Genomic DNA, 21,799 nt, shown 5'->3' with positions numbered 1-21,799 from the left:
CGACGCCCGGAGCGGCGACCGCGCACGGCGGCCGGGGTTGGGCGAAGTCGTCCCCCCGACGGTGGGGATGCTCTACCGTGAAGCCCCTCAAAGCGGTCCGATCCTGACGGATGCCGGCCGAAGGGAAGCCACGGGTGCACGCAGGTGACGACCGGACACCGGACTCCGGCAGCGACACATCAGATCCGGACGCCGACGAACCGGATCCGGGCAGCGGCGAGGGATCGGATCCGGGCAGCGGGGAGGGATCGGGTCTGGTGAGCGGCGAGGGATCGGATCCGGGCAGCGGCGAGGGATCGGGTCTGGTGAGCGGCGAGGGATCGGATCCGGGCCGCGGGGAGGGGTCGGATCTGGTGAGCGGCGAGGGATCGGGTCTGCTGAACGGCGCATCCGGGGCCGCCGGCCGCGTCTCCCGCTCCGATGCCGGCGCCTCGCCCCCCGTCGGTGACCATGACCGGGTTGATTTCGGGGGGAGTACCTTTCTGGGGCCCGTCGTCGGGAAGATGGTCGTGCGGCACGGGGGGCGGCCCGACCGGGCCGGCCCGTGCACGTTGCCCATGGCGCAGGCCGGCTTCACCGGGCGGGCGGCGGAGCTGGCCGCGCTGGAGGCCCGGCTGCGAGCGCCCGCCGGCCCGGTCCCGGACGCACCGGCCGTCTGCGTCGTCACCGGACTCGGCGGCATGGGCAAGACCGCCCTCGCCCTGAAGGCCGCGCACCGGGCACGCACAGCGGGCTGGTTCACCGGCGGCGCCCTCTTCCTCGACCTCGCGGGCTACGACGACAACCCGGTCACCCCCACCCAGGCGGTGACGTCGCTGCTGCACGCCCTGGCCGCGGGGGACTTCGACACCGGCGCCGACCGGGTCGGCCACTTCGGGGAGGAGGGCCACCAGCTCGACGTGTACCGCAGCCATCTCGCCGCGCTCGCCGACGCCGGCCGGCGGGTTCTGCTGGTCCTCGACAACGTCTCGGACTCCGCGCAGGTCTCACCGCTGCTGCCCGCCAGCGGCCTGCACTGCGTCCTGATCACCTCGCGGGAGTGCCACGAGTCCCTGACGGCCGTCGAGTTACCCCTCGGGCCGCTCAGCCGGGACGAGTCCGTCCGCCTGATCGCCCCGGCGCTGCGCCGGCCCACCGCCGAGGCCGAGTGGACGCCCGAGGAGACCGAGGCGGTGGGGGAACTGACCCGGCTGTGCTGCCGTATGCCGCTCGCCCTGCGGATAGCCGCCGCCCGGCTGCACCGGCGCCGGGTCCGCGACAACCCGCTCGGCTCCCTGGTCGAGGAGCTCAGAGCCGCCGCCGACCGGAGCAGTGTCCTGCGCAGCCGGGGCGTCGACGAATACGGCAGGGTCCTCGCGCTGGCCCCGGTGTTCGACATGTCGTTCCGCCGGCTGCCCCCGGACCGGCGACGCGCGCTGTGCGGGCTGGCCCAGGTGCCCTTCCCGGACTTCAGCACCGAGACGGCGGTGGTGGCCACCGGCCAGGACCGGCCGCTGGCACTGGAACTCCTCGACGACCTGGTGGGCACCCACCTGATCACCGGCGAGGGGCGCGGCGGTGACCTCCCCGAGCGCTGGCGCATACACGACCTGGTCCGCGACTACGCGAGCGCGCTGGCCGCCGAGGACCCCGCGCTCGTCGAGGAGGGACGCGAGGCACGCCGGCGGATACGCCACCACTACCGGACCAGGGCGGCGGCGGCCGACCGCCATCTGCGGGCGCCCGGCGACGGCCCGCTGCCCGACCTGTTCAAGGGACGGGCGGAGGCGCTCGGCTGGCTGGACGCCGAGCGGGTCAACCTCGTCGCCGCCGCCCAGTGGCCCGACGAACACGATCAGGAGCCGCCGCACACCGTGGAACTCGCGCTGCACCTCGCCGACTTCCTGCGCGAGCGGCGGTTCTTCGAGGACTGGGTCGCCGTCGGCCGCGCCGCCCGGGACCGGGCGGCCCGCTCGCGGGACCGGCACCTGGAGGCGGCCGTCTGCAACAACCTCGGCAACGCGCTGCTGCGGGCCGACCGGTCCGCCGAGGCCATCGAACCCCTCGTCCACGCCGCGGACCTCTTCCGCGCTCTCGGCGATCCGAACGGAGAGGGCGTGGCGTGGAACAACCTCGGTCTCGCGCAACGCAGGTCCGGCCGTCTCCACGAGTCCCTCGTCACCCACCGGCAGGCCTGCGAGCGGTTCCGCGCCACCGGTGACCGCTCCCACGAGGGCCGGGCCTGGCACAACCTCGGTCTGGTGCTGGACAGCCTGGGCCGGTACGACGAGGCGGTGGCCGCGTTCCGGCGGGCCTGTGCCCTGCACCACCGGACCGGCAACCGCTTCCTGCACGGCGACTCGCTGAACAGCCTCGGCTGCGTGCAGTACGGGGCGGGCCGGACCGAGTCGGCCGTCGCCGCCCTGCGGGAGTCCCTCCGGATCCGCCAGGACTCCGACAACTGGTACGCCATGACCCTGACCTGGAACAACCTGGCCCGGGTGCTGGACAACGCCGGCCATGCCGACGAGGCCGGCCGGGCCAGGAACCGTGCCGCCGAAGCGGCCGCCCGCGCCGGGACGGCCACTACGACCTACGGCCACCACCACTGAGTCCCGCACTCCGGTCGGTCCTCGCCGTCGCGGCCGTCGCGGCCGTCGCGGCCGTCCGCAACAGGAGTACCGCCACGTCGTCGGTGTGGCCGCCGGCCGGCCAGGCGTGCTGGACGAGGCTGTCGATGAGGCGTTCCAGGTCGTGGGCGTCGGCGCGGGCCAGGTGGGCGGCGAGGTCGGCGGTGGCGTGCAGGACGTCGGTGCCGGGGCGCTCGATCAGGCCGTCGGTGTAGAGGGCGAGGACGGAGCCGGCCGGGAGCGTGGTACGGGTGACGGGGTAACGGGCGTCCGGATCGACCCCCAGGGGTGGCCCGGGATCGACGTCCAGGGGGTGGGCCCGGCCGGGCCCGGGACGCAGCAAAGGCGGTGCGTGCCCGGCGCTGGCCAGGGTCAGTACCTGGCCGACCAGGTCCAGGTGGGCGTAGAGGCAGGTCACCAGGAGCTCGGAGGAGAGATCGGCGAGCAGCCGGTTGGTGCGGGCGATGACCTGGTCCGGGGCGGCTCCGGTGGTGGCGTGGGCGTGGATGGCGGTGCGGACCTGCCCCATCAGGGCGGCCGCGGCCATGCTGTGGCCCTCCACGTCCCCGATGACGGCCGCCGCGTGGGTGGCGTCGAGGCGCAGCAGGTCGTAGAAGTCGCCGCCGACGTCGATGCCGTGCCCGGACGGCAGATAGCGGGCGGCGACGTCGAGACCGGGCAGGGTGGGCAGGCAGCGGGGCAGCAACGCCTGCTGGAGCTGGTGGACGAGGTGGTGCTGGGTGTCGTACACCCGGGCCCGGTCCAGGGCCTGGGCCAGCAGGCCGGCCAGCGGGGTGAGGACGGCGCGTTCGTCGGCGGTGAAGGTGTGCGGGCGGTCGTACGAGAGGACGCAACAGCCCACCGGACGCCCCGAGATGACCAGGGGCAGCACGGCCCACGCCTGCTTTCCGCTGATCAGCGGGGCGCGCGGATAGGTGTGGGCCAGTTCGGCGGGGCTGCCGAAGTATGCCGGGACGCCGCTGGCCAGGGCCCGGCCGGCGGGGGTGAGGTCGGTGTCGAGGGGGAGGGCGTCGAGGCGTTCGGCGACGTCGGCGGGGTAGCCGTGCTGCCCGGCGATCCGGAGGCGGCCCGCCTCGGCGATGCTGAGCACCAGCCCCTGGGCGCCGAACGCCGGCAGGATCTGGTCCGCGATCAGCGCCACGAGGTCCTGGGTGGTCACCGTCTCGGTGAGCGCGACGGCCTGGTGGATCAACTGGTAGAGGCGGCCGGGCGTGGTCGGGGCGGGTTCCGTGCCGACGGGCGGCGCGGCCGCCGTCTCCGCGCCGGGGGTGATGCGCACGCTGATGCCGCTGTGGTCCGGATGCAACTGGAAGGTCAGCCACCGGTCCGGCGGGCGGCGCGCGCTGAACGACACGGGGGCGCGGCTGACGACCGCCATGCGGTACCGCTCCTCGTACCGCAGGTCGTCCAGCCAGGGCAGGGACTGCCAGGGCCGGGTGCCCAGCAGCAGGTCCGGTTCCCGGCCGAGCAGCCGGGCGGCCGCGGCGGACACGAACGTGACCCGGCCCTCCAGGTCGAGGGCGAGGGCGCCCTCCGGGAGCCGGTCCAGGTAGGCGGCGGCGGCCGGCCCGGTCCTGGCGGGGTGGCACAGGCAGTCCAAGGGGACGACCCGCGGCTGCTCGGGGAGGGCCGGCGGCAGCGGCGAGTCGTCCAGGAACCGGGTCAGCCGGCGGGCGCTCGTGATGATGTGGTGCCGTTCGCGGGCGGTGGCCCGGGCCGGGTGGTCGGCGGGCCACATCAGCACCACCCCGCCCCAGCAGCGGCGCGCCCCGTGCAGCGGCACCGCGGCGAGCGTGAAGGGGTACGGCAGGACGGCCGCCGTACGCGGATAGCGGCGGGCCATCTCGTCCTGGCCGCCGACCCAGACGAGACGGTGCTCGCGGATCGCGTCGGCCACCGGGACGGGGGCGGTCAGCGCCAGCCGCTGCCACGGCGCGGTGAAGTCGACGGGCAGTCCGCACAGCGCCACCAGGCGCAGCAGCGCGGCCGGCTCCTCGATGAGATACGCCCCGCCGATCGCCGCCCCCGTCCGGCACACCAGGCCGGCCAGCGCCCCGTCCAGGGCATCGTCGACCGGGAGGTCCCCCCTGAGCCGGGCACGGTGCCACATGACGTCGTCCTCCGGTCGTGTGCCACGGGCAGCACGCGCCGTACCGTCCCCCGCGGGGGGTGACGCGTACCACCCATTCACGACAATATGCGCATACCTCCTTACGACAACAGCGCCGGGGGTCGCTGGGCGGCGGCGGGTGGCGGTGGAGGGCGGTGGACGGGGGTGCGGCGGCCCTGCACTGTGCGGGCTAGGATCCGGGCCATGGCGCAGACCGTGAGCGAGGTGGAACGGTTCGAGGCGGCCAGGCCCCGGCTGGCGGCCATCGCCTACCGCCTCCTCGGCTCCGCGAGCGAGGCCGAGGACGCCGTGCAGGAGACGTATCTGCGCTGGCAGGCCGCCGACACCGGCCGTATCGAGGTTCCCGAGGCCTGGCTGACCAAGGTGCTCACCAACCTGTGCCTCAACCAGCTCACCTCGGCCCGCGCCCGGCGCGAGACCTACGTCGGCCAGTGGCTGCCCGAACCGCTGCTCGCCGGGGACCCGATGCTCGGCCCCGCCGACACCGCCGAACGGCGCGAGTCCGTGTCGTACGCCGTCCTGACCCTGCTGGAGCGGCTCACGCCCGGCGAGCGCGCGGTGTACGTGCTGCGGGAGGCCTTCGACTACCCGCACCGGGAGATCGCCCGGATCCTCGACATCACCGAGGCCGCCAGCCAGCAGACCTTCCACCGGGCCAGGAAACACGTCGCGGCCGGCAAGGCGCGCGCCGAGGTCGACGAGGCCGCCGCCCGCCGGATCATCGGGGAGTTCCTCGCGGCCGCCACCAGTGGCCGGACGGAGCCGCTGGTCCGGCTGCTCACCGAGGACGCCGTCGCGATCGGCGACGGCGGCGGGCAGGTGCCGGCCCGCGCCAAGGCGTTCGAGGGTGCCCACGCGGTCGCGGCGTTCATGCGGGGCCTGTTCAAACCGGGCCCGGCGCAGCGAGCCCTGGCGGGCGGCACGGTCGAGATCCATGCCGCGACCGCCAACGCCGGCCCCGCCCTGGTGGCGGTCGTCGACGGCCGGGTCTTCGGCGTCATGTGCCTGGAGATCACCGCCGAGGGCATCGCCGCGTTCCGCAACCAGGTCAACCCCGACAAGCTCGAACGCGCGACCCGGCAGTGGGCTGCCACCGGTCACGGCGAACCCCTGCTCCGGCTTTTCTCCGACCCTGTGTGAGCTGCTTCACTCCGCGTTCCTGTCAGGAAACGCCGGCCCGCCCGGTTCAAGGGGCGACTTGCCGTTTCCCGACTGCCGTTTCCCGACAGGAGCACGGACATGCAGCACCGCATCGTCGTCCTCGGCGCCGGATACTCCGGAGCCATCGCCGCCGGCCGTCTCGCCAGGCGGCTGCGCCGCGAAGACGTCGCTCTCACCCTCGTCAACGCCGAACCCGACTTCGTCGAGCGCGTCCGGATGCACCAGCTCGCGACCGGCCAGGACCTCAAGGCCCGGCCCTTCACCGAGATGTTCGCGGGCACCGGCGTGGAGCTGAGGCTGGCGAGGGTCACCGCCGTGGACGTCGACCGCAGGACGGTCACCGTCGTCGACGCAGGGGAGGAGACGGAGGTCCTGGAGTACGACACCCTCGTCTACGCCCTCGGCAGCGCCTGGAACGACCAGGGCGTCCCCGGCACCGCCGAGCACGCCCACCAGATCGCGAGCCGCCCCGGCGCGCTCCGGCTGCGCGAGCGCCTCGCCGGCCTGACCGCCGGAGAGCCGGTGCTCGTGGTCGGCGGCGGGCTCACCGGCCTGGAGGCCGTCACCGAGATCGCCGAGGCCCGCCCGGACCTCGCCGTAGCCCTGGCCGCCCGCGGCGCCCTCGGCGACTGGCTCTCGCCCAAGGGCCGCCGGCACCTGCGGAAGGTCCTCGACGGGCTCGGCGTCACCGTGCACGAGCACACCGCCGTCACCGCCGTGGCGGCCGACCGGGTCACCACCGCCGACGGCGGGACGATCCCCGCCGCGGTCACCGTGTGGACCACCGGCTTCGCCGTCCACCCCATCGCGCGGGCCACCGCGCTGGAGGTCACCGGCTCCGGCCGGATCGTGGTCGACGGGACCATGCGGTCGGTCTCGCACCGGGACGTGTACGCCGTCGGCGACGCGGCGATGGCGACGGGCCCCGGCGACAAGCCGCTGCGGATGTCGTGCGCCACCGGTGCCCCGATGGCGTGGCTGGCCGCCGACACCATCGCGGCCCGCCTGACCGGTGGAAAGCTCCCGAAGGTGCCGCTGCGCTACTTCAACCAGTGCATCTCGCTGGGCCGCGGGCAGGGCCTGATCCAGTACGTCACCGCCGACGACCGCGCCGTACGGGCGGCCCTGACAGGCCGCACCGCCGCCCTCTACAAGGAACTGGTCTGCAAGGGCGCCGCCTGGGCCGTCGCCAACCCGACACTCGCCCTCCCGACCCGCCCCCGCCGCACCCTGCCCAAGCCGACCCAGCCGGCCGAGAAGACAACCACCCCGGCCTGACCCACCCCGGGGGAGCGCGGGGCGTCGCCGCCGCCCCGCGTCCGGCGGTCCGGACCGGCCGTCACTCGCCCTTCGGCCCCGCCGACTGCACCACCTCGAAGGACCACAGCGTCGACCCGGAGGCGGCCGGCTTGGGACGGTCACCCTCGGCGCCGCCCTGGTGAGCCGTCTTCATCGGCCCCTCCATCCACGCCTGGAACGACTCCTCGTCCCGCCACCGCGTGTACACCAGGTACTGGTCGGTCCCCTCGACCGGCCGGAGAAGCTCGAACCACTCGAACCCGTCGGAGTTCTCCACGGCGTGGGCCCGGGAGGCGAACCGCTTCTCCAGGGTCTCCCGCTGTTCGGCGGGGACGGTCAGTACGTTGATCTTCACTACGCTCATGGCCTCATCCTGACGCAAGGGTGATCAGAAGCGCGTGAGTGACTTGGTGCTCCAACTTGGTTGACCCACCACACGATGTCGATGAACGGCTCGTCCGGGTCGCTGCCGTGCGGGTAGGTGCAATACCCCACGATGTCGAGTGCGGCGTCGTCAACGCTCAGCAGTGCCTTCCGCCAGGCCGTCGCGCCGGCGTCGAAGGCACTTCACTGAGGTGACTCAGGCGCCACGCGATGGTGGTAAAGGGCGGCGGCGGGGTGCGGGTAGGACGCGTCGTCGCGTCCCCAGTCGCCGGTGCCTGCCAGCAGCGTCGCGCGCGATCCCGGCCCGTCCACGCGCCGTCGTACCGACCAACAGCCAGGCACCGGCTCCCAGAGGTATTCCTCGTCGGTCATGAGGCCGACCTGCGTATCCGTCCCGTCGCCGCTGTCCATGAAGGGCCCCGACATGCGGTCGGCGAGGCGCTTGCGTGCGAAGTCGTACTGCTCCAGGAGCGGAGACAGGCGGGACGGTATCGTCATCGAACGCTCCTGTGGCGAGCCAGGCCGGGACGATCCGCCAGCTGGCACAGCCGACACCACGGCCCCGTCTCATTTTCAGAGGAACCTCGCCAAGGACGGCCCATGGGAGCCCTGCCCGCCTGGGCGTCGGCGAACGACTCAACCACGCGACATCCAGCAGTTGCGGGACATCGCTCAGGTGGCTTTGTCCGCGCGAGTTCTGAAGCCGGCACGGGACGCGACCTCGCAGACGGTTTCGACGAAGGAGCGGACCCGCGCTGTGACACCGTTGCGTGGCCAGAGCAGGCCGTACTCGATCGGTGGCGCGTCGCGGAACGGTACGAAGACGATGCCGGGCCGCGAGTGGTACTGCGCGGCGCGCAGTGCGGCGGGCGAAACTCCGCGGCCGGCCGCGACGAGCGAGAGGACCTCCATCCAGTAGACGGCGGTGGCGCCGTGAGTGACGGGCCGTCCCTCAGGTGTCCGGCGAGGGTAGTGGTGGTCGATCCAGTAGAGCGGGATATCGCCCGACACGCTCACCAGCGGAGTGCGCGCCAGGTCTTCGAGGCCGACCGACTCGCGCCGGGCGAACGGATGTTGTGCGGGGACGATGAGTGCACGCGGCTCGGAGAAGAGCACTGGTCCGGCGACCAGATCCGGCTCGGCGACGGGGAACTCGGTGAGTTGCAGATCGAGCGCGTTCGCACGCAGCGGGCCGAACGGGTCGCTGAGCTGGACCTCCTGAATCCGCACCGCGCAGTCGGGATGCCGTTCCCGGAACACGTCGGCGGCCCTGACGAGCAGGTCGGCGGCCCACTGCGAGGAGAAGCCGACCCGGAGGGTTCCGGTGACACCTCTGCCCCTCGCGACGGCCCGCGCTATCGCCTCCTGGACCTGTCGGTACGCCGGGGCCAGGTCGTCGCGGAGCTGCTGCCCGGCCGGGGTCAGCGCGACATGGCGGCTGGTGCGTTCGAACAGGGTGACACCGAGGCGGTGTTCGAGCTTCTTGATCGTCTGGCTGATCCTGCCATGGGCCAGCCCGAGGCGCTCCCCGGCACGACGGAAGTGCAGCTCCTCGGCCAGGGTCAGAAACGCCTCGATCTCGTGCCGCTCCATCGCTTTCCCGGGACAGCTCGCTCATCGATGAGTTCCGCGCATCGATCGTAGAACACATCGGTCTTGTTCGGCCCCGACGGCTGTTCGAGGCTTTGGGCCATGGGATCTGCCAACGAGCTCTTCGACTACAGTCCGATCACCGAACGCCCACCGATCACCTGGCCCGGCGGCGCCAGGGTCGCCGTCTACGTCGGGCTCAACATCGAGCACTTCCTGATCGACCGCCCGTCCACGAGCATCTGGCCGGGGACCGCCGACCTGGTTCCGGACGCGCTCAACTACGGCTGGCGCGACTACGGGCCCCGCGTCGGTATCTGGCGCGTCACGGAGATCCTGGACCGGCACGGCATCAGGGCAAGCGCACTGCTGAACTCCGACGTCGCCCACCACTACCCGCAGATCATCAAGGCGGGCCTGGAACGGAACTGGGCCTGGCTCGCGCACGGGCGGACCAACTCGATCCTCCAGGCGGGCATGACCCGCGACGAGGAGCTCACTCATCTCACCGACATCGTCGACACCATCGCCGCTGCCACCGGCCGGCGCCCACGCGGCTGGATGGGGCCCGGACTGACCGAGACGTTCCACACCCCGGCCCTGCTCGCCGAGCTCGGCCTGGGCTACGTCCTCGACTGGACCAACGACGATCAGCCCTACCCGTTGAACGTGCCCGGGATGCTCAGCGTCCCCTACACGGTGGAACTCAACGACCTGGGCCTGTTCTCCAAGGGCACGACCGGGCCTGGGTTCGTTCGGATCGTCAAGGACCAGTACGAGCAACTGCGCGCCGACTCCGAGCACAGCGGACGGGTGATGGCCCTGGCTCTGCACCCGTTCGTGATCGGCCAGGCCTTCCGCGCCCCCTATCTGAGCCAGGCACTGGCCTATCTCGCTGCACAACCCGACGTCTGGCTGACCACCAGCGACGAGATCGCCGAGCACTACCGGCACATGGTCCAGCCGCGAGCCTGATGTCCTCCCGCCGCGCACGAATGCTGCCGCCGGAAGTGCGCGAAGCCGACGAGGGCCTGTGGTAGGTCAGCGCACCTATTGCGGCGCGAGGGTGAGGCTTTAGAACGGGCGCTCGGCTCGTCCCAGGACGACGAGTTCGGTGCCGTCCAGTACCTCCGAGAGCGCCTGCGGCGCGCCGCGCATGTGGTAGTAGTCCCACCGCGCGCGGCGGATTGCCTGGTCCGGGTGGCCGAGCGCACGCAGTACGTCCCAGTGCAGGGCCTGGGCCCAGACGTACCCTGGCTCGCCGTCGACGTCCTTGTCCTCCGCGTCGATCGGGGTGTCCGCGAGCGCGGAGGCCAGGCGGTGGCTGTCCACGGGCCCGGTGGCGAAGTCCAGGAACGCGGCAGGGTCCGCGCCCACGGGTGCGTCGTCGGCGTCCTCATCGTCCCGTCCCGGCCAGGAGTCGTAGCGGTGGGCGAGAACTCCGTCACGCCAGATCTCCAACTCCAGCCGGTCACCGTCGTACTGGAAGGCGGCCAGTACTGGAGCACCCAATTCGGAGCTGATCGGTCCGGCGAGCGCGAAGACGCTGTTCTCGTCGACGGACCGGTCCGGGTGGACGAGGCAGAATCCCGGCCCGGCAGGGGTCGCGTAGCCCGCCGCGCAGACCCCGCGCAGGACGGGGGCCGCCTGTTCGAGGGGCGCGGGAATCAATATCGTGCCGTACGTGGTCACGGCCTCACCTCCTGGGACGCGGTGACGCTACGCGGCGGTGACGCTGCGAGCCAACGAAATACACCCACTTCAGTCCTGTCGTTGCAGGTCATGGGGGCTTTCTGGCTTTTTCGACCAACCCTCGGACGGCCTGCCTTACAAAAATGCGGCTAGGGGTACATCAACGCACCTGCTGCGGCCGGAGAAGCTCGAACCACTCGAACCCGTCCGAGTTCTCCACGTTCTCCACGGCGTGGTCCACAGGGACGGGCCGCGAGCGCAGGCCCGGGGTGGCGGCGGCTGTCACATGGGCGGGCCGGACGGTGTCTTCATGCCGAACAACCCACAAGGATATGTGCGAGGAGAGACATCATGACGCTGCGCGTGCCGAAGACCGAGCTTCCGGCCGAGCTCCAGGAGAACATGATCAAACAGCTGGGCGTCGTGCCCGAGAACGTCGAGGTGCTGTGGCACAGCCCCCGGGTGGCCCAGGACAACCTGGAGTTCGGTGCCAAGGTGGGTGCTTGGGACGTGGTGGACCCGGGCCTGAAGTCGTTCGCGCACATGGCCGTCGCGTCGCAGGTCGGGTGCAGCTGGTGCCTGGACGTCGGCTATTTCCAGGCCCACAACGAAAACCTGGACCTGGCCAAGGCGAGCCAGGTGCCGTGCTGGCGGGAGGCGGACGTGTTCACGCCACTGGAGCGCGACGTCATGGGGTACGCCGAGGCGATGACGAACACGCCGCCGACCGTCACCGACGAGCAGTACGCCGCACTTCTGGAGCGGCTCGGAACACCGGCGATGGTGGAGCTCACCGCGTTCATCGCCTACGTCAACCTGGCGACCAGGGCGAACGTGGCGAACGGTGTCAGTTCGCAGGGCTTCTCCGACGCCTGCGAGATCCCGCTGGCCAGGCGCCCTGCGACGTCCCGCGCAGGGACCACGGCATGACCGAGGACTCGTTCGTCGCCCACCGCAGCCTGCTGTTCACCGTCGCGTACGAGATGCTCGGCTCCGCCGCCGACGCGGAGGACGTGGTGCAGGAGACCTGGCTGCGGTGGGCCGACGTCGACCGGGCACAGGTCCACGACCCGCGGGCGTACCTCGTCCGGGCCGTCACCCGGCAGGCACTCAACCGCATACGCACACTCGCACGCCGTCGCGAGGACTATGTGGGCGAGTGGCTGCCGGAACCCCTGCTGACGCACCCCGACGTCGCCGACGACGTCGAACTCGCGGAAGACGTCTCCATCGCCATGCTCACCGTCCTGGAGACGCTCGGACCGGTGGAACGCGCGGTGTTCGTGCTCCGTGAGGTCTTCGACCTGCCGCATGACGAGGTGGCCGAGGCAGTGGGCAAGACCGCCGCCGCGGTGCGGCAGATCGCCCGGCGGGCCCGGAACCATGTCGCCGCTCGCCGGCCACGCGTCAGCGTCAGCCCGATGGAGCACAAGGCTGTGACGGACCGGTTCCTCGCCGCGCTGCGCACCGGTCGTATCCAGGACCTTCTGGAGCTCATGGCTCCGGACGTGATCCTCGTCGCTGACGGAGGCGGGCTCACGGCCGCCGCACCGGCCCCCGTCCACGGGGCCGAACTCGTGGCGACGATGCTCGCCGGCACGGAACGGGGCGAGTACGAGACCATGCTGGTCTGGCTCAACGGCGCCCCCGCGATCCGGATCGAATCCGACAGCGGACGGGCCGCGGTCAGCCTCCTGATCGAGAACGGGCGCATCACCCGGATCTACGCGACATCCAACCCGCGGAAGCTGGCACGACTCGACAGTCCGACCGATCTCACCAGGTAGCAGGCGGGCGGTGTTCCGGGCAGGACGACGTGCCCGGAACACCGCCCGCGGCGGCATCAGTCGAGGATGGCCGGGACAGGCTGCGGCGCTCCGAAAACGAGTGGCCCGCGAACGGGAGGCGCGGCTAACGTCGCGGCCGTGGATATCAGGGAACTGGACCGCCGTGCCCTCGCCACCCTGGGAGCGGTGATCGCGCAGATCGGCCCGGACCAGCTTCGTCTTCCGACGCCGTGTGCCGACTGGACGCTGCACGGCCTGCTGCGCCACCAAGTGAGCGAGAACCTCGGCTTCGCGGCCGCCGCCGCAGGCGTCACCGGTGACCTCCGGGCCTGGGACCAGGGCGACCTGGGCGGGGATCCCTACCAGGCGTACCTCGACTCGGCCGACGCCATGACGACGGCGTTCGCCGAGGATGTCCTGGAACGGTCGCTCCAGATCAGGGAGTTCGGCTTCTTCCCCGGCCGGGTCGCGCTCGGTATGCACGTGCTCGACTGCGTGGTCCACGGTTGGGACGTCGCCCGGACCATCGGCGTCGCCTACGATCCGGACGCCGACCTCGTCGGCCACTCACTCAAGGTCGCGGCGCTGATCCCGACCGGAGCACCGTCCGACGACCGGCCGAGGACTCCGTTCGCCCCGGCGGTCGAGACCTCCGCGGGCTCTCCCGACCTGGAGCGGCTCCTCGGACTCGTCGGCCGTCGCCCGACGGCAGACTGAGCGACGGCTCACCGACCGCCGGCGTCTCCGGCGGCCTCCAAGATTTCACCGAACTCACGTACAACCCTTACTCCCCGGCGCGGGTCTCCTGATCGTCGGACACCTCATTGACTCCGGCCGTCCGCCGGATCGCGGACGGCCCCCGCATGCCGCAGGAGACGACCCGCATGCACACGTTTCCGCGACTCGCCCTCGCGACGGCCGCCGCGGCCGCGCTGACGGGCGGTCTGCTCACGTTCTCCGCCGCCTCGGCGACCGCCGCGGACTCCTTCAAGGTCGCGCGCGCCGACTTCAACGGCGACGGTATCGGCGACATCGCCACCTCCGCCGCGACCTCCTACGTCAGCGGTCACAAGGGCGCCGGCCAGGTCGTCGCCCTCTACGGCTCCGCCTCCGGCGTCACCACCGCCAAGCGCACCACCCTCAGCCAGAACAGCGCCGGTGTCCCCGGCACCGCCGAGGCCGGTGACGGCTTCGGCTACGAGCTGGCGTACGCGGACTTCAACGCCGACGGCTACGACGACCTCGCCGTCTCCTCGCCGTACGAGAAGGTCGGCAGCGACACCAACGGCGGTACCGTCACCCTCCTCTGGGGCTCCAGGAGCGGGCTCACCGGCAAGGGCGTCGACCTCAAGGACCCCTCCCCGAGCGGCCACGACTACTGGGGCCTGAACCTCGCCGCCGGCGACTTCGACGGCGACGGCAAGGCCGATCTCGCCGTCGGCAGCTCCGCCGCCACCCTGTGGGTGCTCAAGGGCGGCATCGCGGCCAACGGCACGCCCGGCGGCCGGTACACCGTCAAGCCGCCGATCGAGCCGGGCAGCGACGCGAGCCCGTACGGCCCGATGAACCTCACCGCCGGTGACGTCAACGGCGACGGCCGCACCGACCTGATCGCCGACGGCTACGAGACGAAGACCTCCCGGCACTGGAACACCAACTACTGGCTGCCGGGCACCTCCAGGGGCCTGACCGCGACCGGCGCCAAGGCGCTGAAGAGCGGCATCGTCACCGGCGTCGGCGACATCAACGGCGACGGCTTCGGCGACATCGTCAGCGGCGCCTCCTGGGACACCGCCACCGACGACGGCACCGCGGTGCCCGACTCCGCCAAGGGCGGCCGGGTGGCCGTCACCTACGGCTCCGCCGCCGGGCCCGCCAAGGCCACCATGTTCAACCAGAACTCCGGGAACGTCCCCGGCACCTCCGAGAAGGGCGACGGCTTCGGCTGGGACCTCGACCTCGGCGACGTCAACGGCGACGGCTGTGCCGACCTGGTCGTCTCCACCCCGAACGAGGACATCGGCAACAACACCAACACCGGCCAGGTCACCGTCTTCTACGGCTCGAAGACCGGGATCAACATCACCTCCGGCGCCCAGTCCTTCGCGCAGAGCACGGCCGGCGTTCCCGGCGACGACGAGAAGGCCGACCTCTTCGGCGCCGACGTCAAGCTCGACGACGTCACCGGCGACGGCCGGGCGGACCTGGTCGTCGGCTCGTACGAGAACGGCGGCGACGGCGCGGTCACCTACCTGCCGTCCAACGGCTCGAAGATCACCACGACCGGATCCCGGGCCCTGGCCGCGAGCAAGCTGGGCGTGTCGACGTCCGGCACCCCGCAGCTCGGCGCCCTCTTCGCCGACTGACCGGCACCGCCTCCGCGTACCTCCGGCACCCACGCCGCTGATCTCAGGAGCTCCCGCCCCGTGAACGTCTCCGTGAACGTCCTCGCGAACGGACATCACCGCCGCCGCCTCGCCCTCGCGACGGTCACCGCCGCCGCACTGACCGGTGGTCTGCTGACCCTCTCGGCCCCCGTCGCGTCCGCCGCCACGGCGCACGCCTACAAGGCCGACTTCAACCACGACGGCTACGGCGACGTCGCCTTCGCCGCCCCCTACGCCAAGGTCGGCGGCAAGAGCATGGCCGGGTACGTCGCCGTGGTCTACGGCAGCGCCTCCGGGCTCAACCCCGCCAAGCGCACGATCGTCAGCCAGAACACCACCGGTGTCCCCGGCACTGCCGAGACCGAGGACTTCTTCGGCCGAGCGCTCGCCGTGGCCGACTTCAACAAGGACGGCTACACCGACCTCGCCGTCGGCGCGCCCGGCGAGGACAACGGCTCGGACTCCGAAGGCGGTTCGGTCACGATCCTGTGGGGTTCGGCGAGCGGCCTGAAGAACGGTACGTCCGTCAAGGACCCCTCGGCGACCAAGCACGAGGCCTGGGGCTCGGCACTGGCCGCCGGTGACTTCAACGGCGACGGCAAGGCCGACCTGGCGTCCGGTACGGCCGCGTCCTACGCCTACATCGTCAAGGGCGGCTTCACCAAGTCCGGCACCACCGGCGGCACCCAGAAGGTCCCCACGCCGGACAAGGCGAAGTACGGTATCGACGCGCTCGCCGCGGGCGACACCAACGGCGACAAGAAGGCCGACCTCGTCCTCACCTACCGCACCGCGCTCACCTCGGACCCGTCGGGCAGCTGGTCCAAGGGCGCCGCCTACCTCGGTGCGTCCACGGGCGTGGTCGTGACCCAGCCGCGCCCGCTGAACGGCGGCACCTCCCTCGCCCTGGGCGACATCAACGGCGACGGCTACGACGAGATCGCCATCGGCAACGTCTTCTCGAAGGACGACGACCACACCGGCACCCTCGGCGGCCAGGTCGTCGTCATCCGCGGCAGCAAGGGCGGCCCGGTCAACGGCGACGCCCCCATGGCCGAGCTCACCCAGTCCGCCACCGGCGTCCCCGGCACCGACAAGGCCGACGACGGCTTCGGCGGCGCCGTCTCCATCGGGGACACCAACGGCGACGGCTACGGCGACCTGGCCATCGGCGTCGTCTTCAAGGACATCGGCGCGGCCGAGGACACCGGTCTCGTCGTGCTGATGAACGGCTCGGCCGGCGGCGTCTCCCGTACCGGTGCCCGGACCATCTCCCAGAACACCGTCGGTGTCCCCGGCACCGCCGAGGCCATGGACTACTTCGGCTCGGACCTCGTGCTCTCGGACGTCACCAAGGACGGCAAGGCGGACCTGACCGTCGGGGCCTCCTTCGAGGACGAGGGCGTCGGCGCGGTCACCGCCCTGCGCGGCAGCGCCTCCGGCATCACCGCCACGGGTGCCAAGTCCTTCGGCCCGGGTACCTTCGGGCTCTCCCGTACGTACGGCGCGTTCGGTACAGGCCTCACCGGCTGACGCCCCGGGCGGCCCCGGAACCGGCCCCCCAGGAGCCGGTTCCGGGGATCCCACAGCTCTGCCGCGAGCGACGGCGGCGGCGGCGGCGGCGGCAACCTCGGTGTGACCAGCATGAGTTGACGCGCCCCCGCCCGACCACGCCTTGTCACCTCGCCACTTCACCACCTCGCCAATTCACCACCTCGTCACTCCACCACCTCGTCACTTCACCACCTCACGGGGAAGTCCATGCCCAAGCGCACCACCCTGCTGCTCGCCACGGCCCTCACCACGGGCCTTCTCACCGCCCTGCCCGCCGCCACCGCCACCGCCGCCCCCTCGGGCCTGGCCGGTGACTTCAACGGCGACGGCTACCGCGACCTCGCGATCGCCGCTCCCGTCGCCAAGATCTCCGGCAAGACCGGCGCCGGTTACGTGGCGGTCGTCTACGGCACCAAGAACGGCCTCGACACCACCAAGCGCCAGATCATCAGCCAGGCCACCACCGGCGTCCCCGGCAACCCGGCCTCCGGCGACTACTTCGGCGACCGGCTCACCACCGGTGACCTGGACGGCGACGGCTACACCGACCTGGTCGTCGGCGTGCACAGCGAGCCGGTCGGCACGACCGGGGACTCCGGCAACGTGACCGTGCTCTGGGGCGGCGCGAGCGGCCTCAAGGGCGCCAGCAACCTCTCCTCGCCGCTGCCGAGGTACCGCAATGAACTCGGCTGGGCGCTGGCGGCCGGCGACTTCGACGGCGACGGCCACACCGACCTGGCCGTCGGCAACGTCGCCGCGCCCGAGCTCAACATCTTCCGGGGCCCCATCACCCGCAAGGGCAAGGCGGCCTCCCTCGTCGGCATCGACACCTCCACCCAGACCGGCATCAACACGGACAAGATCATCGCGGGCGAGGTCAACGGCGACGGCAGGACGGACCTGCTGGTCATGGGCCAGGAGGAGACCGCCTCCGGCGACTACCGCACCCGCAGTGTCCTCTACACCGGTTCCGCCACCGGCACCCTCAAGGCCGGCAAGAAGCTCGCGGGCGGCTACGACGCGGCCATCGCCGACGTCAACAAGGACGGCTACGGCGACATCGTCACCGGCAACTTCCTGGAGAAGTCGGCCACCGAGCCGAACGGCGGCCTCGGCGGGGCGGTCACGGTGACGTACGGCGCGGCCGGCGGCCTCAGCAGCCGTACTCCGGTCCGGATCACCCAGGACACGGCGGGCGTGCCCGAGAAGGGCGAGAAGAACGACGGCTTCGGCTGGAGCCTGTCCGCCGGGGACGTCAACGGCGACGGGTACGCCGACATCGCCGTCGGTGCCGACACCGAGACCTTCGGTGCGAAGAAGCAGGCCGGCACGGTCACCGTGCTGCGCGGCTCGGCCTCCGGCCTGACCGGCAGCGGCGCCAAGCTCTTCTCCCAGGACACGACGGCCGTCCCCGGCACCGCCCAGTCCCAGGACTTCTTCGGCTCCGCCGTCCGCCTCACCGACACCAACCACGACGGCCGCGCGGAGCTGGTCGCGAGCGCCTACGGCGAGGGCCGCGGCGCCGGCGCCGTCTGGCTGTTCAGGTCCACGGCCTCCGGCGTCCAGGCCGGCGGCTCCAAGACCTTCACCGGCACCACCCTGGGCGGCCCGTCGGGCACCGCCTACTTCGGCGACGTACTGGAAGGCTGATCATGCGCATCCGCACGGCGGCGACCCTCGCCGCCCTCCTCACCGCGGGCCTCGTCCCGCTGGCCGGCACCGCCTCGGCCGCGCCCGCCAAGTACGCGGACGACTTCAACGGAGACGGCTACCACGACCTCGCCACCGCCGCCCCGGACGCCACGGTCGGCGGCAAGGCCGACGCCGGCGCGGTGGTCGTCACCTACGGCTCCAAGTCCGGCGTCAAGGCGTCCAGCCGTACCGTCGTCACCCAGAACTCGGCGGGCGTCCCGGGCACGGCCGAGAAGTACGACGCGTTCGGCTCGTCGCTCGCCTTCGGGGACCTCAACCGGGACGGATACGCCGACCTGGTCGTGGGCGCCGAGGGCGAGGACGGCGAGGCCGGGTCGGTGACCATCGTCTGGGGGAGCAAGAAGGGCCTGACCGGCGGCCGTATCGTCGCCGACCCGGCCCGTACCTCCCACACCCGCTTCGGCATGTCCCTGGCGGTCGGCGACTTCACCGCGGACGGCCGGGCGGACCTGGCCGTCGGCAGCACCGGTGCCGACGTGCAGATCTTCCGGGGCACCTTCACCAAGACCACCGGGGCCGCGTCCCGCACCTGGGTGGTGCCGTCCCTGGAGACCGGCAACCTCTACGGCTCCCAGTCCCTGGCCGCCGGCGACATCAACGGCGACGGCGTCGACGACCTGGTGATCAGCGGCTCGATCCGCTCGGGGAGCGGCGACTACATCGACGGCAACCTGGTGTACCTGGGCGCGGAGTCCCGGCCGAAGGCCCAGCGGACGCTGGTGAGCGGCGGCTGGCAGCGTGCGGTCGTCGGCGACGTCAACGGGGACGGCTACGACGACGTCGTCACGTCCTACAACACGGTCTACGGCGACAAGGTCGGGCCCGGCACGGTCGCCGCCTACCTGGGCGGCGCGCACGGCATCAGCGGCACGCCCCAGGCAGCGCTCACCCAGGACAGCCCGGGCGTCCCCGGCGCCACCCGCGCCCCGGGCAGCGACTCGTTCGGCGACTCGCTCTCCGTCGGCGACGTCAACGGCGACGGATACGCCGACGTGGCGGTCGGCACGCCCTACGAAGGGGTCGGCGCGGCCTGGCAGACCGGCACGGTCACGCTGCTGCGCGGCTCCGCCGCCGGTCTGACGGGCGCGGGCTCCACGCGCTGGACCCAGAACACGCCCGGGGTGCCGGACGTGAACGAGGACAACGACTTCTGGGGCTCCGCCGTCCACCTGACCGACCTCAACGGCGACGGCAAGGCCGACCTGGCGGTCGGCGCCCGGCACGAGAACGGTGGCAAGGGCGCCGTATGGACCCTGCGCGGCTCGTCCGCGGGGCTGACGACGACGGGCGCGGTCAGCTTCGGGGCGACGTCGGTGGGCCTGTCGGGATCGTGGTCGCAGCTGGGGATGGTGTTCGGGCAGTGAGGTCCGGGGCCCCTGGGCCGGTCCCGGGGGCCCCTTGGGACAACCCCTGGGGCATCCCTTAGGGGATGTCACAGCTCTGCGGCAAAGGCGGGCCCGGACGGCCGAGCCCGCCCCAAGGTTCTCCCGGACCAGGTACGTTCGATGACGTGGCTGGATTCAGGAACGGACGCGGTGGCCGGGACGCCCGTGCCCCGCAAACGCGACCGCAACAACCCGCGTACGGGCAGCAGACGCCGCCCCAGAGCTTCGGCGGGCAGCCGGCGGCACCGTCGTACGGGTACCCGTCGGCCCCGCAGCCGTACCCGCAGAACGGCGGGGGCGGCGGCTGGCCGCAGGGCCGCGGCGGCTACCCGGGGCAGGGACAGGGGCAGCCCGGCGGCGACGGTCCGGAGTACTTCGGCGACGACAACGGCTACGGCGGCCAGGGCGCCGGCACCCCCGACCCGTACGCGGCGAACAACCCGGGCCACACCCAGTCGTTCTCGGTCGACGAGGCCGACGGCTACTCGCGGGGCGCGACCTATCACGCCGGTTCGGCGGCGCCGTCCGGCCCGATCGGCCCGCGCCTGCACTGGAAGGACCTGCTGAAGGGGATCGTGCTCTCCCCGAACCAGACGTTCCTCCAGATGCGGGACTACGCGATGTGGGGCCCTGCCCTCATCGTGACCTTCCTCTACGGCCTGCTCGCGGTCTTCGGCTTCGACGGCGCCCGTTCGGACGCGATAAGCGCCACCCTCACCAACGCGATCCCGATCGTGCTGACGACGGCGATCGCGATGGTGCTCTCCTCCTTCGTGCTGGGCGTGGTGACCCACACCCTGGCCCGCCAGCTCGGCGGCGACGGGGCCTGGCAGCCGACGGTCGGCCTGTCGATGCTGATCATGTCGATCACCGACGCCCCCCGTCTCCTGTTCGCCATGTTCTTCGGCGGCGACGCGGGCTTCGTGCAGGTCCTCGGCTGGGCGACCTGGATCGCGGCCGGCGCCCTGCTCACGCTCATGGTCGGCAAGTCCCACGACCTGCCGTGGCCGAAGGCGCTGGGCGCGTCGGCGATCCAGCTGATCGCACTGCTGTCGATCGTGAAGCTGGGCACGTTCTAGCCCCACCCGTACCCGAAACGGCGCACATGAGAAGGCCCCCGGCTGTCGTGCCGGGGGCCTTCTCGTGCGCTTCGGGATGCCGACCGCTGGTTCACCGACCGCCGCGGGTCTCGACATGGACCCTGGTCAGCGCGAACAGGATCAGGAGGTCGAGGGTCATCACAGGGATGGACCACAGCGGGTAGTACGGAACGAACATGAACTGGGTGATCAGGCTGACCACGGCCACCGCCACGCCGGCCCCGCGACCCCAGCTCTGGTTCGTCAGCACGCCCAGGCCGGCGACGACCAGGACCACTCCGATCACCAGGTGGATCCAGCCCCAAGCGGTCAGATCGAACCGGTAGGCGTACCGGGACGCGGCGAACAGGGTGTCGTGTGCGATGCCGGCCGCGCCCATCAGAATGCTGAGGGGCCCGCTGAGCATCATCAGGATCCCGGCGAACGCGGAGGCGCCGGTTATTGCGCCGCTGTCGGGCCCGCCGTACCCGCGCTGTGTCCTGTTCGGCACCGTAGTCATGGCAGCAGCCTCCCTCCGGTACGGTGCGGTCACCGACGCACACGGTCCGTGCGACGCCGGCTGCGCTCCCCTGCCAGCATCACCGCAATCCGTCGGCTCCGCGACTGCAGCCCGCGTGGCCGTCGTCGCGTAGCCGCAGGTGCCGCGAAGGGTGCACCCGTACCGTGGACGAACGAGCGCGGGGTCGAGACGAGGCTGTCTGCCGCCTTCGCCGCGCTGTGTGCCGGAGAACCGGGACAACTCGCGGGGCGGAGCCACTTGTGACGCTGCTCGACGGGGGACCACCCGTCAGCGCTTCGTGGCACGCGTGGGGGATTCGGCGGCGTCGTCGGGGCATGCTGGTGGTCCTACGCGCGGGCCGGGAGGTGCTGGGATGCGGTGGTGGGCCGGGGGATGGATGGTTGCCGTGGTGGTTGTCCTGGCGGGGTGCCACGCGTCGGAAGCCGGCGGATCGGTGGGAGGACCGTCGGAGAACGACAACTCGGCG

The 21,799-nt window shown here is 72.0% G+C and carries 17 protein-coding genes and 1 pseudogene; 12 read left to right on the top strand and 6 right to left on the bottom strand.

From position 1 onward, the window contains the following. Window positions 1–557: 557 nt before the first annotated feature. On the top strand, window positions 558–2,591 hold the full coding sequence (locus ACZ5K7_RS44055; RefSeq protein WP_450973621.1) for a tetratricopeptide repeat protein: 2,034 nt from the start codon (window positions 558–560) through the stop codon (window positions 2,589–2,591). On the opposite strand, the gene ACZ5K7_RS44050 is transcribed toward ACZ5K7_RS44055, so the two are convergent. Next, window positions 2,566–4,740 (bottom strand): SpoIIE family protein phosphatase, encoded by a 2,175-nt coding sequence (locus tag ACZ5K7_RS44050; RefSeq protein ID WP_468923340.1) that lies wholly within the window; start codon window positions 4,738–4,740, stop codon window positions 2,566–2,568. The genes ACZ5K7_RS44055 and ACZ5K7_RS44050 overlap by 26 nt on opposite strands. 204 nt (window positions 4,741–4,944) lie before the next feature. Here ACZ5K7_RS44050 and sigJ point away from each other — a divergent pair, with 204 nt between their 5' ends. Together sigJ and ACZ5K7_RS44040 are read left to right on the top strand one after the other, a co-directional pair. After that, complete coding sequence (gene sigJ, locus ACZ5K7_RS44045; RefSeq protein ID WP_351709248.1) at window positions 4,945–5,901, top strand: RNA polymerase sigma factor SigJ; 957 nt, start codon at window positions 4,945–4,947, stop codon at window positions 5,899–5,901. A 99-nt stretch (window positions 5,902–6,000) separates the two neighbouring features. Further along, a complete protein-coding gene (locus tag ACZ5K7_RS44040) occupies window positions 6,001–7,200 on the top strand; it encodes an NAD(P)/FAD-dependent oxidoreductase (protein ID WP_468923337.1) in 1,200 nt (399 codons plus the stop codon). A gap of 61 nt (window positions 7,201–7,261) precedes the next feature. Here ACZ5K7_RS44040 and ACZ5K7_RS44035 read toward each other — a convergent pair whose 3' ends face one another. From ACZ5K7_RS44035 to ACZ5K7_RS44025, 3 genes and pseudogenes are all read right to left on the bottom strand, one after another. Then, window positions 7,262–7,585: an antibiotic biosynthesis monooxygenase family protein gene (locus tag ACZ5K7_RS44035; protein WP_450973624.1), complete on the bottom strand. Its 324-nt coding sequence runs from the start codon at window positions 7,583–7,585 to the stop codon at window positions 7,262–7,264. After that, window positions 7,582–8,103: pseudogene (locus tag ACZ5K7_RS44030) on the bottom strand (DinB family protein). The gene ACZ5K7_RS44035 and the pseudogene ACZ5K7_RS44030 overlap by 4 nt, the downstream one beginning before the upstream one ends. Before the next feature lie 174 nt (window positions 8,104–8,277). Beyond that, on the bottom strand, window positions 8,278–9,198 hold the full coding sequence (locus ACZ5K7_RS44025; RefSeq protein ID WP_351709261.1) for a LysR family transcriptional regulator: 921 nt from the start codon (window positions 9,196–9,198) through the stop codon (window positions 8,278–8,280). Between the two features lie 99 nt (window positions 9,199–9,297). On the opposite strand from ACZ5K7_RS44025, the gene ACZ5K7_RS44020 reads away from it, so the two are divergent. Beyond that, window positions 9,298–10,170, top strand: a complete 873-nt coding sequence (locus ACZ5K7_RS44020; RefSeq protein ID WP_468923333.1) for a polysaccharide deacetylase family protein — start codon at window positions 9,298–9,300, stop codon at window positions 10,168–10,170. Between the two features lie 99 nt (window positions 10,171–10,269). Here ACZ5K7_RS44020 and ACZ5K7_RS44015 read toward each other — a convergent pair whose 3' ends face one another. Beyond that, window positions 10,270–10,887, bottom strand: a complete 618-nt coding sequence (locus ACZ5K7_RS44015; protein WP_468923331.1) for a hypothetical protein — start codon at window positions 10,885–10,887, stop codon at window positions 10,270–10,272. 351 nt (window positions 10,888–11,238) lie between these two features. Between ACZ5K7_RS44015 and ACZ5K7_RS44010 the strand changes: the two genes are divergently transcribed. From ACZ5K7_RS44010 to ACZ5K7_RS43975, 8 genes are all read left to right on the top strand, one after another. Then, window positions 11,239–11,817: a carboxymuconolactone decarboxylase family protein gene (locus ACZ5K7_RS44010; RefSeq protein ID WP_468923329.1), complete on the top strand. Its 579-nt coding sequence runs from the start codon at window positions 11,239–11,241 to the stop codon at window positions 11,815–11,817. Beyond that, window positions 11,814–12,674: an RNA polymerase sigma-70 factor gene (locus tag ACZ5K7_RS44005; RefSeq protein ID WP_468923326.1), complete on the top strand. Its 861-nt coding sequence runs from the start codon at window positions 11,814–11,816 to the stop codon at window positions 12,672–12,674. Before ACZ5K7_RS44010 ends, ACZ5K7_RS44005 begins: the two co-directional genes overlap by 4 nt. Window positions 12,675–12,812: 138 nt before the next feature. Then, entirely contained in the window at window positions 12,813–13,391 is a 579-nt protein-coding gene (locus ACZ5K7_RS44000) for a TIGR03086 family metal-binding protein (RefSeq protein ID WP_468923323.1), read from the top strand. A 167-nt stretch (window positions 13,392–13,558) separates the two neighbouring features. After that, entirely contained in the window at window positions 13,559–15,040 is a 1,482-nt protein-coding gene (locus tag ACZ5K7_RS43995; RefSeq protein WP_468923320.1) for an FG-GAP and VCBS repeat-containing protein, read from the top strand. Between the two features lie 60 nt (window positions 15,041–15,100). Next, on the top strand, window positions 15,101–16,594 hold the full coding sequence (locus tag ACZ5K7_RS43990; RefSeq protein WP_468923317.1) for an FG-GAP-like repeat-containing protein: 1,494 nt from the start codon (window positions 15,101–15,103) through the stop codon (window positions 16,592–16,594). A gap of 228 nt (window positions 16,595–16,822) precedes the next feature. Further along, entirely contained in the window at window positions 16,823–18,265 is a 1,443-nt protein-coding gene (locus ACZ5K7_RS43985) for an FG-GAP-like repeat-containing protein (protein WP_468923314.1), read from the top strand. Between the two features lie 2 nt (window positions 18,266–18,267). Further along, a complete protein-coding gene (locus tag ACZ5K7_RS43980; protein ID WP_468923311.1) occupies window positions 18,268–19,692 on the top strand; it encodes an FG-GAP-like repeat-containing protein in 1,425 nt (474 codons plus the stop codon). Window positions 19,693–19,757: 65 nt separating this feature from the next. Next, window positions 19,758–20,792: a Yip1 family protein gene (locus tag ACZ5K7_RS43975; RefSeq protein WP_468923309.1), complete on the top strand. Its 1,035-nt coding sequence runs from the start codon at window positions 19,758–19,760 to the stop codon at window positions 20,790–20,792. A 91-nt stretch (window positions 20,793–20,883) separates the two neighbouring features. Here ACZ5K7_RS43975 and ACZ5K7_RS43970 read toward each other — a convergent pair whose 3' ends face one another. Further along, complete coding sequence (locus tag ACZ5K7_RS43970; protein WP_468923306.1) at window positions 20,884–21,312, bottom strand: DUF7144 family membrane protein; 429 nt, start codon at window positions 21,310–21,312, stop codon at window positions 20,884–20,886. Window positions 21,313–21,799 lie beyond the last annotated feature (487 nt).

It is taken from the genome of Streptomyces sp. NPDC031497 (assembly GCF_055580905.1).
Note: the sequence above shows the minus strand (reverse complement) of the source record. Positions and strands in the feature narration are given on the sequence as shown.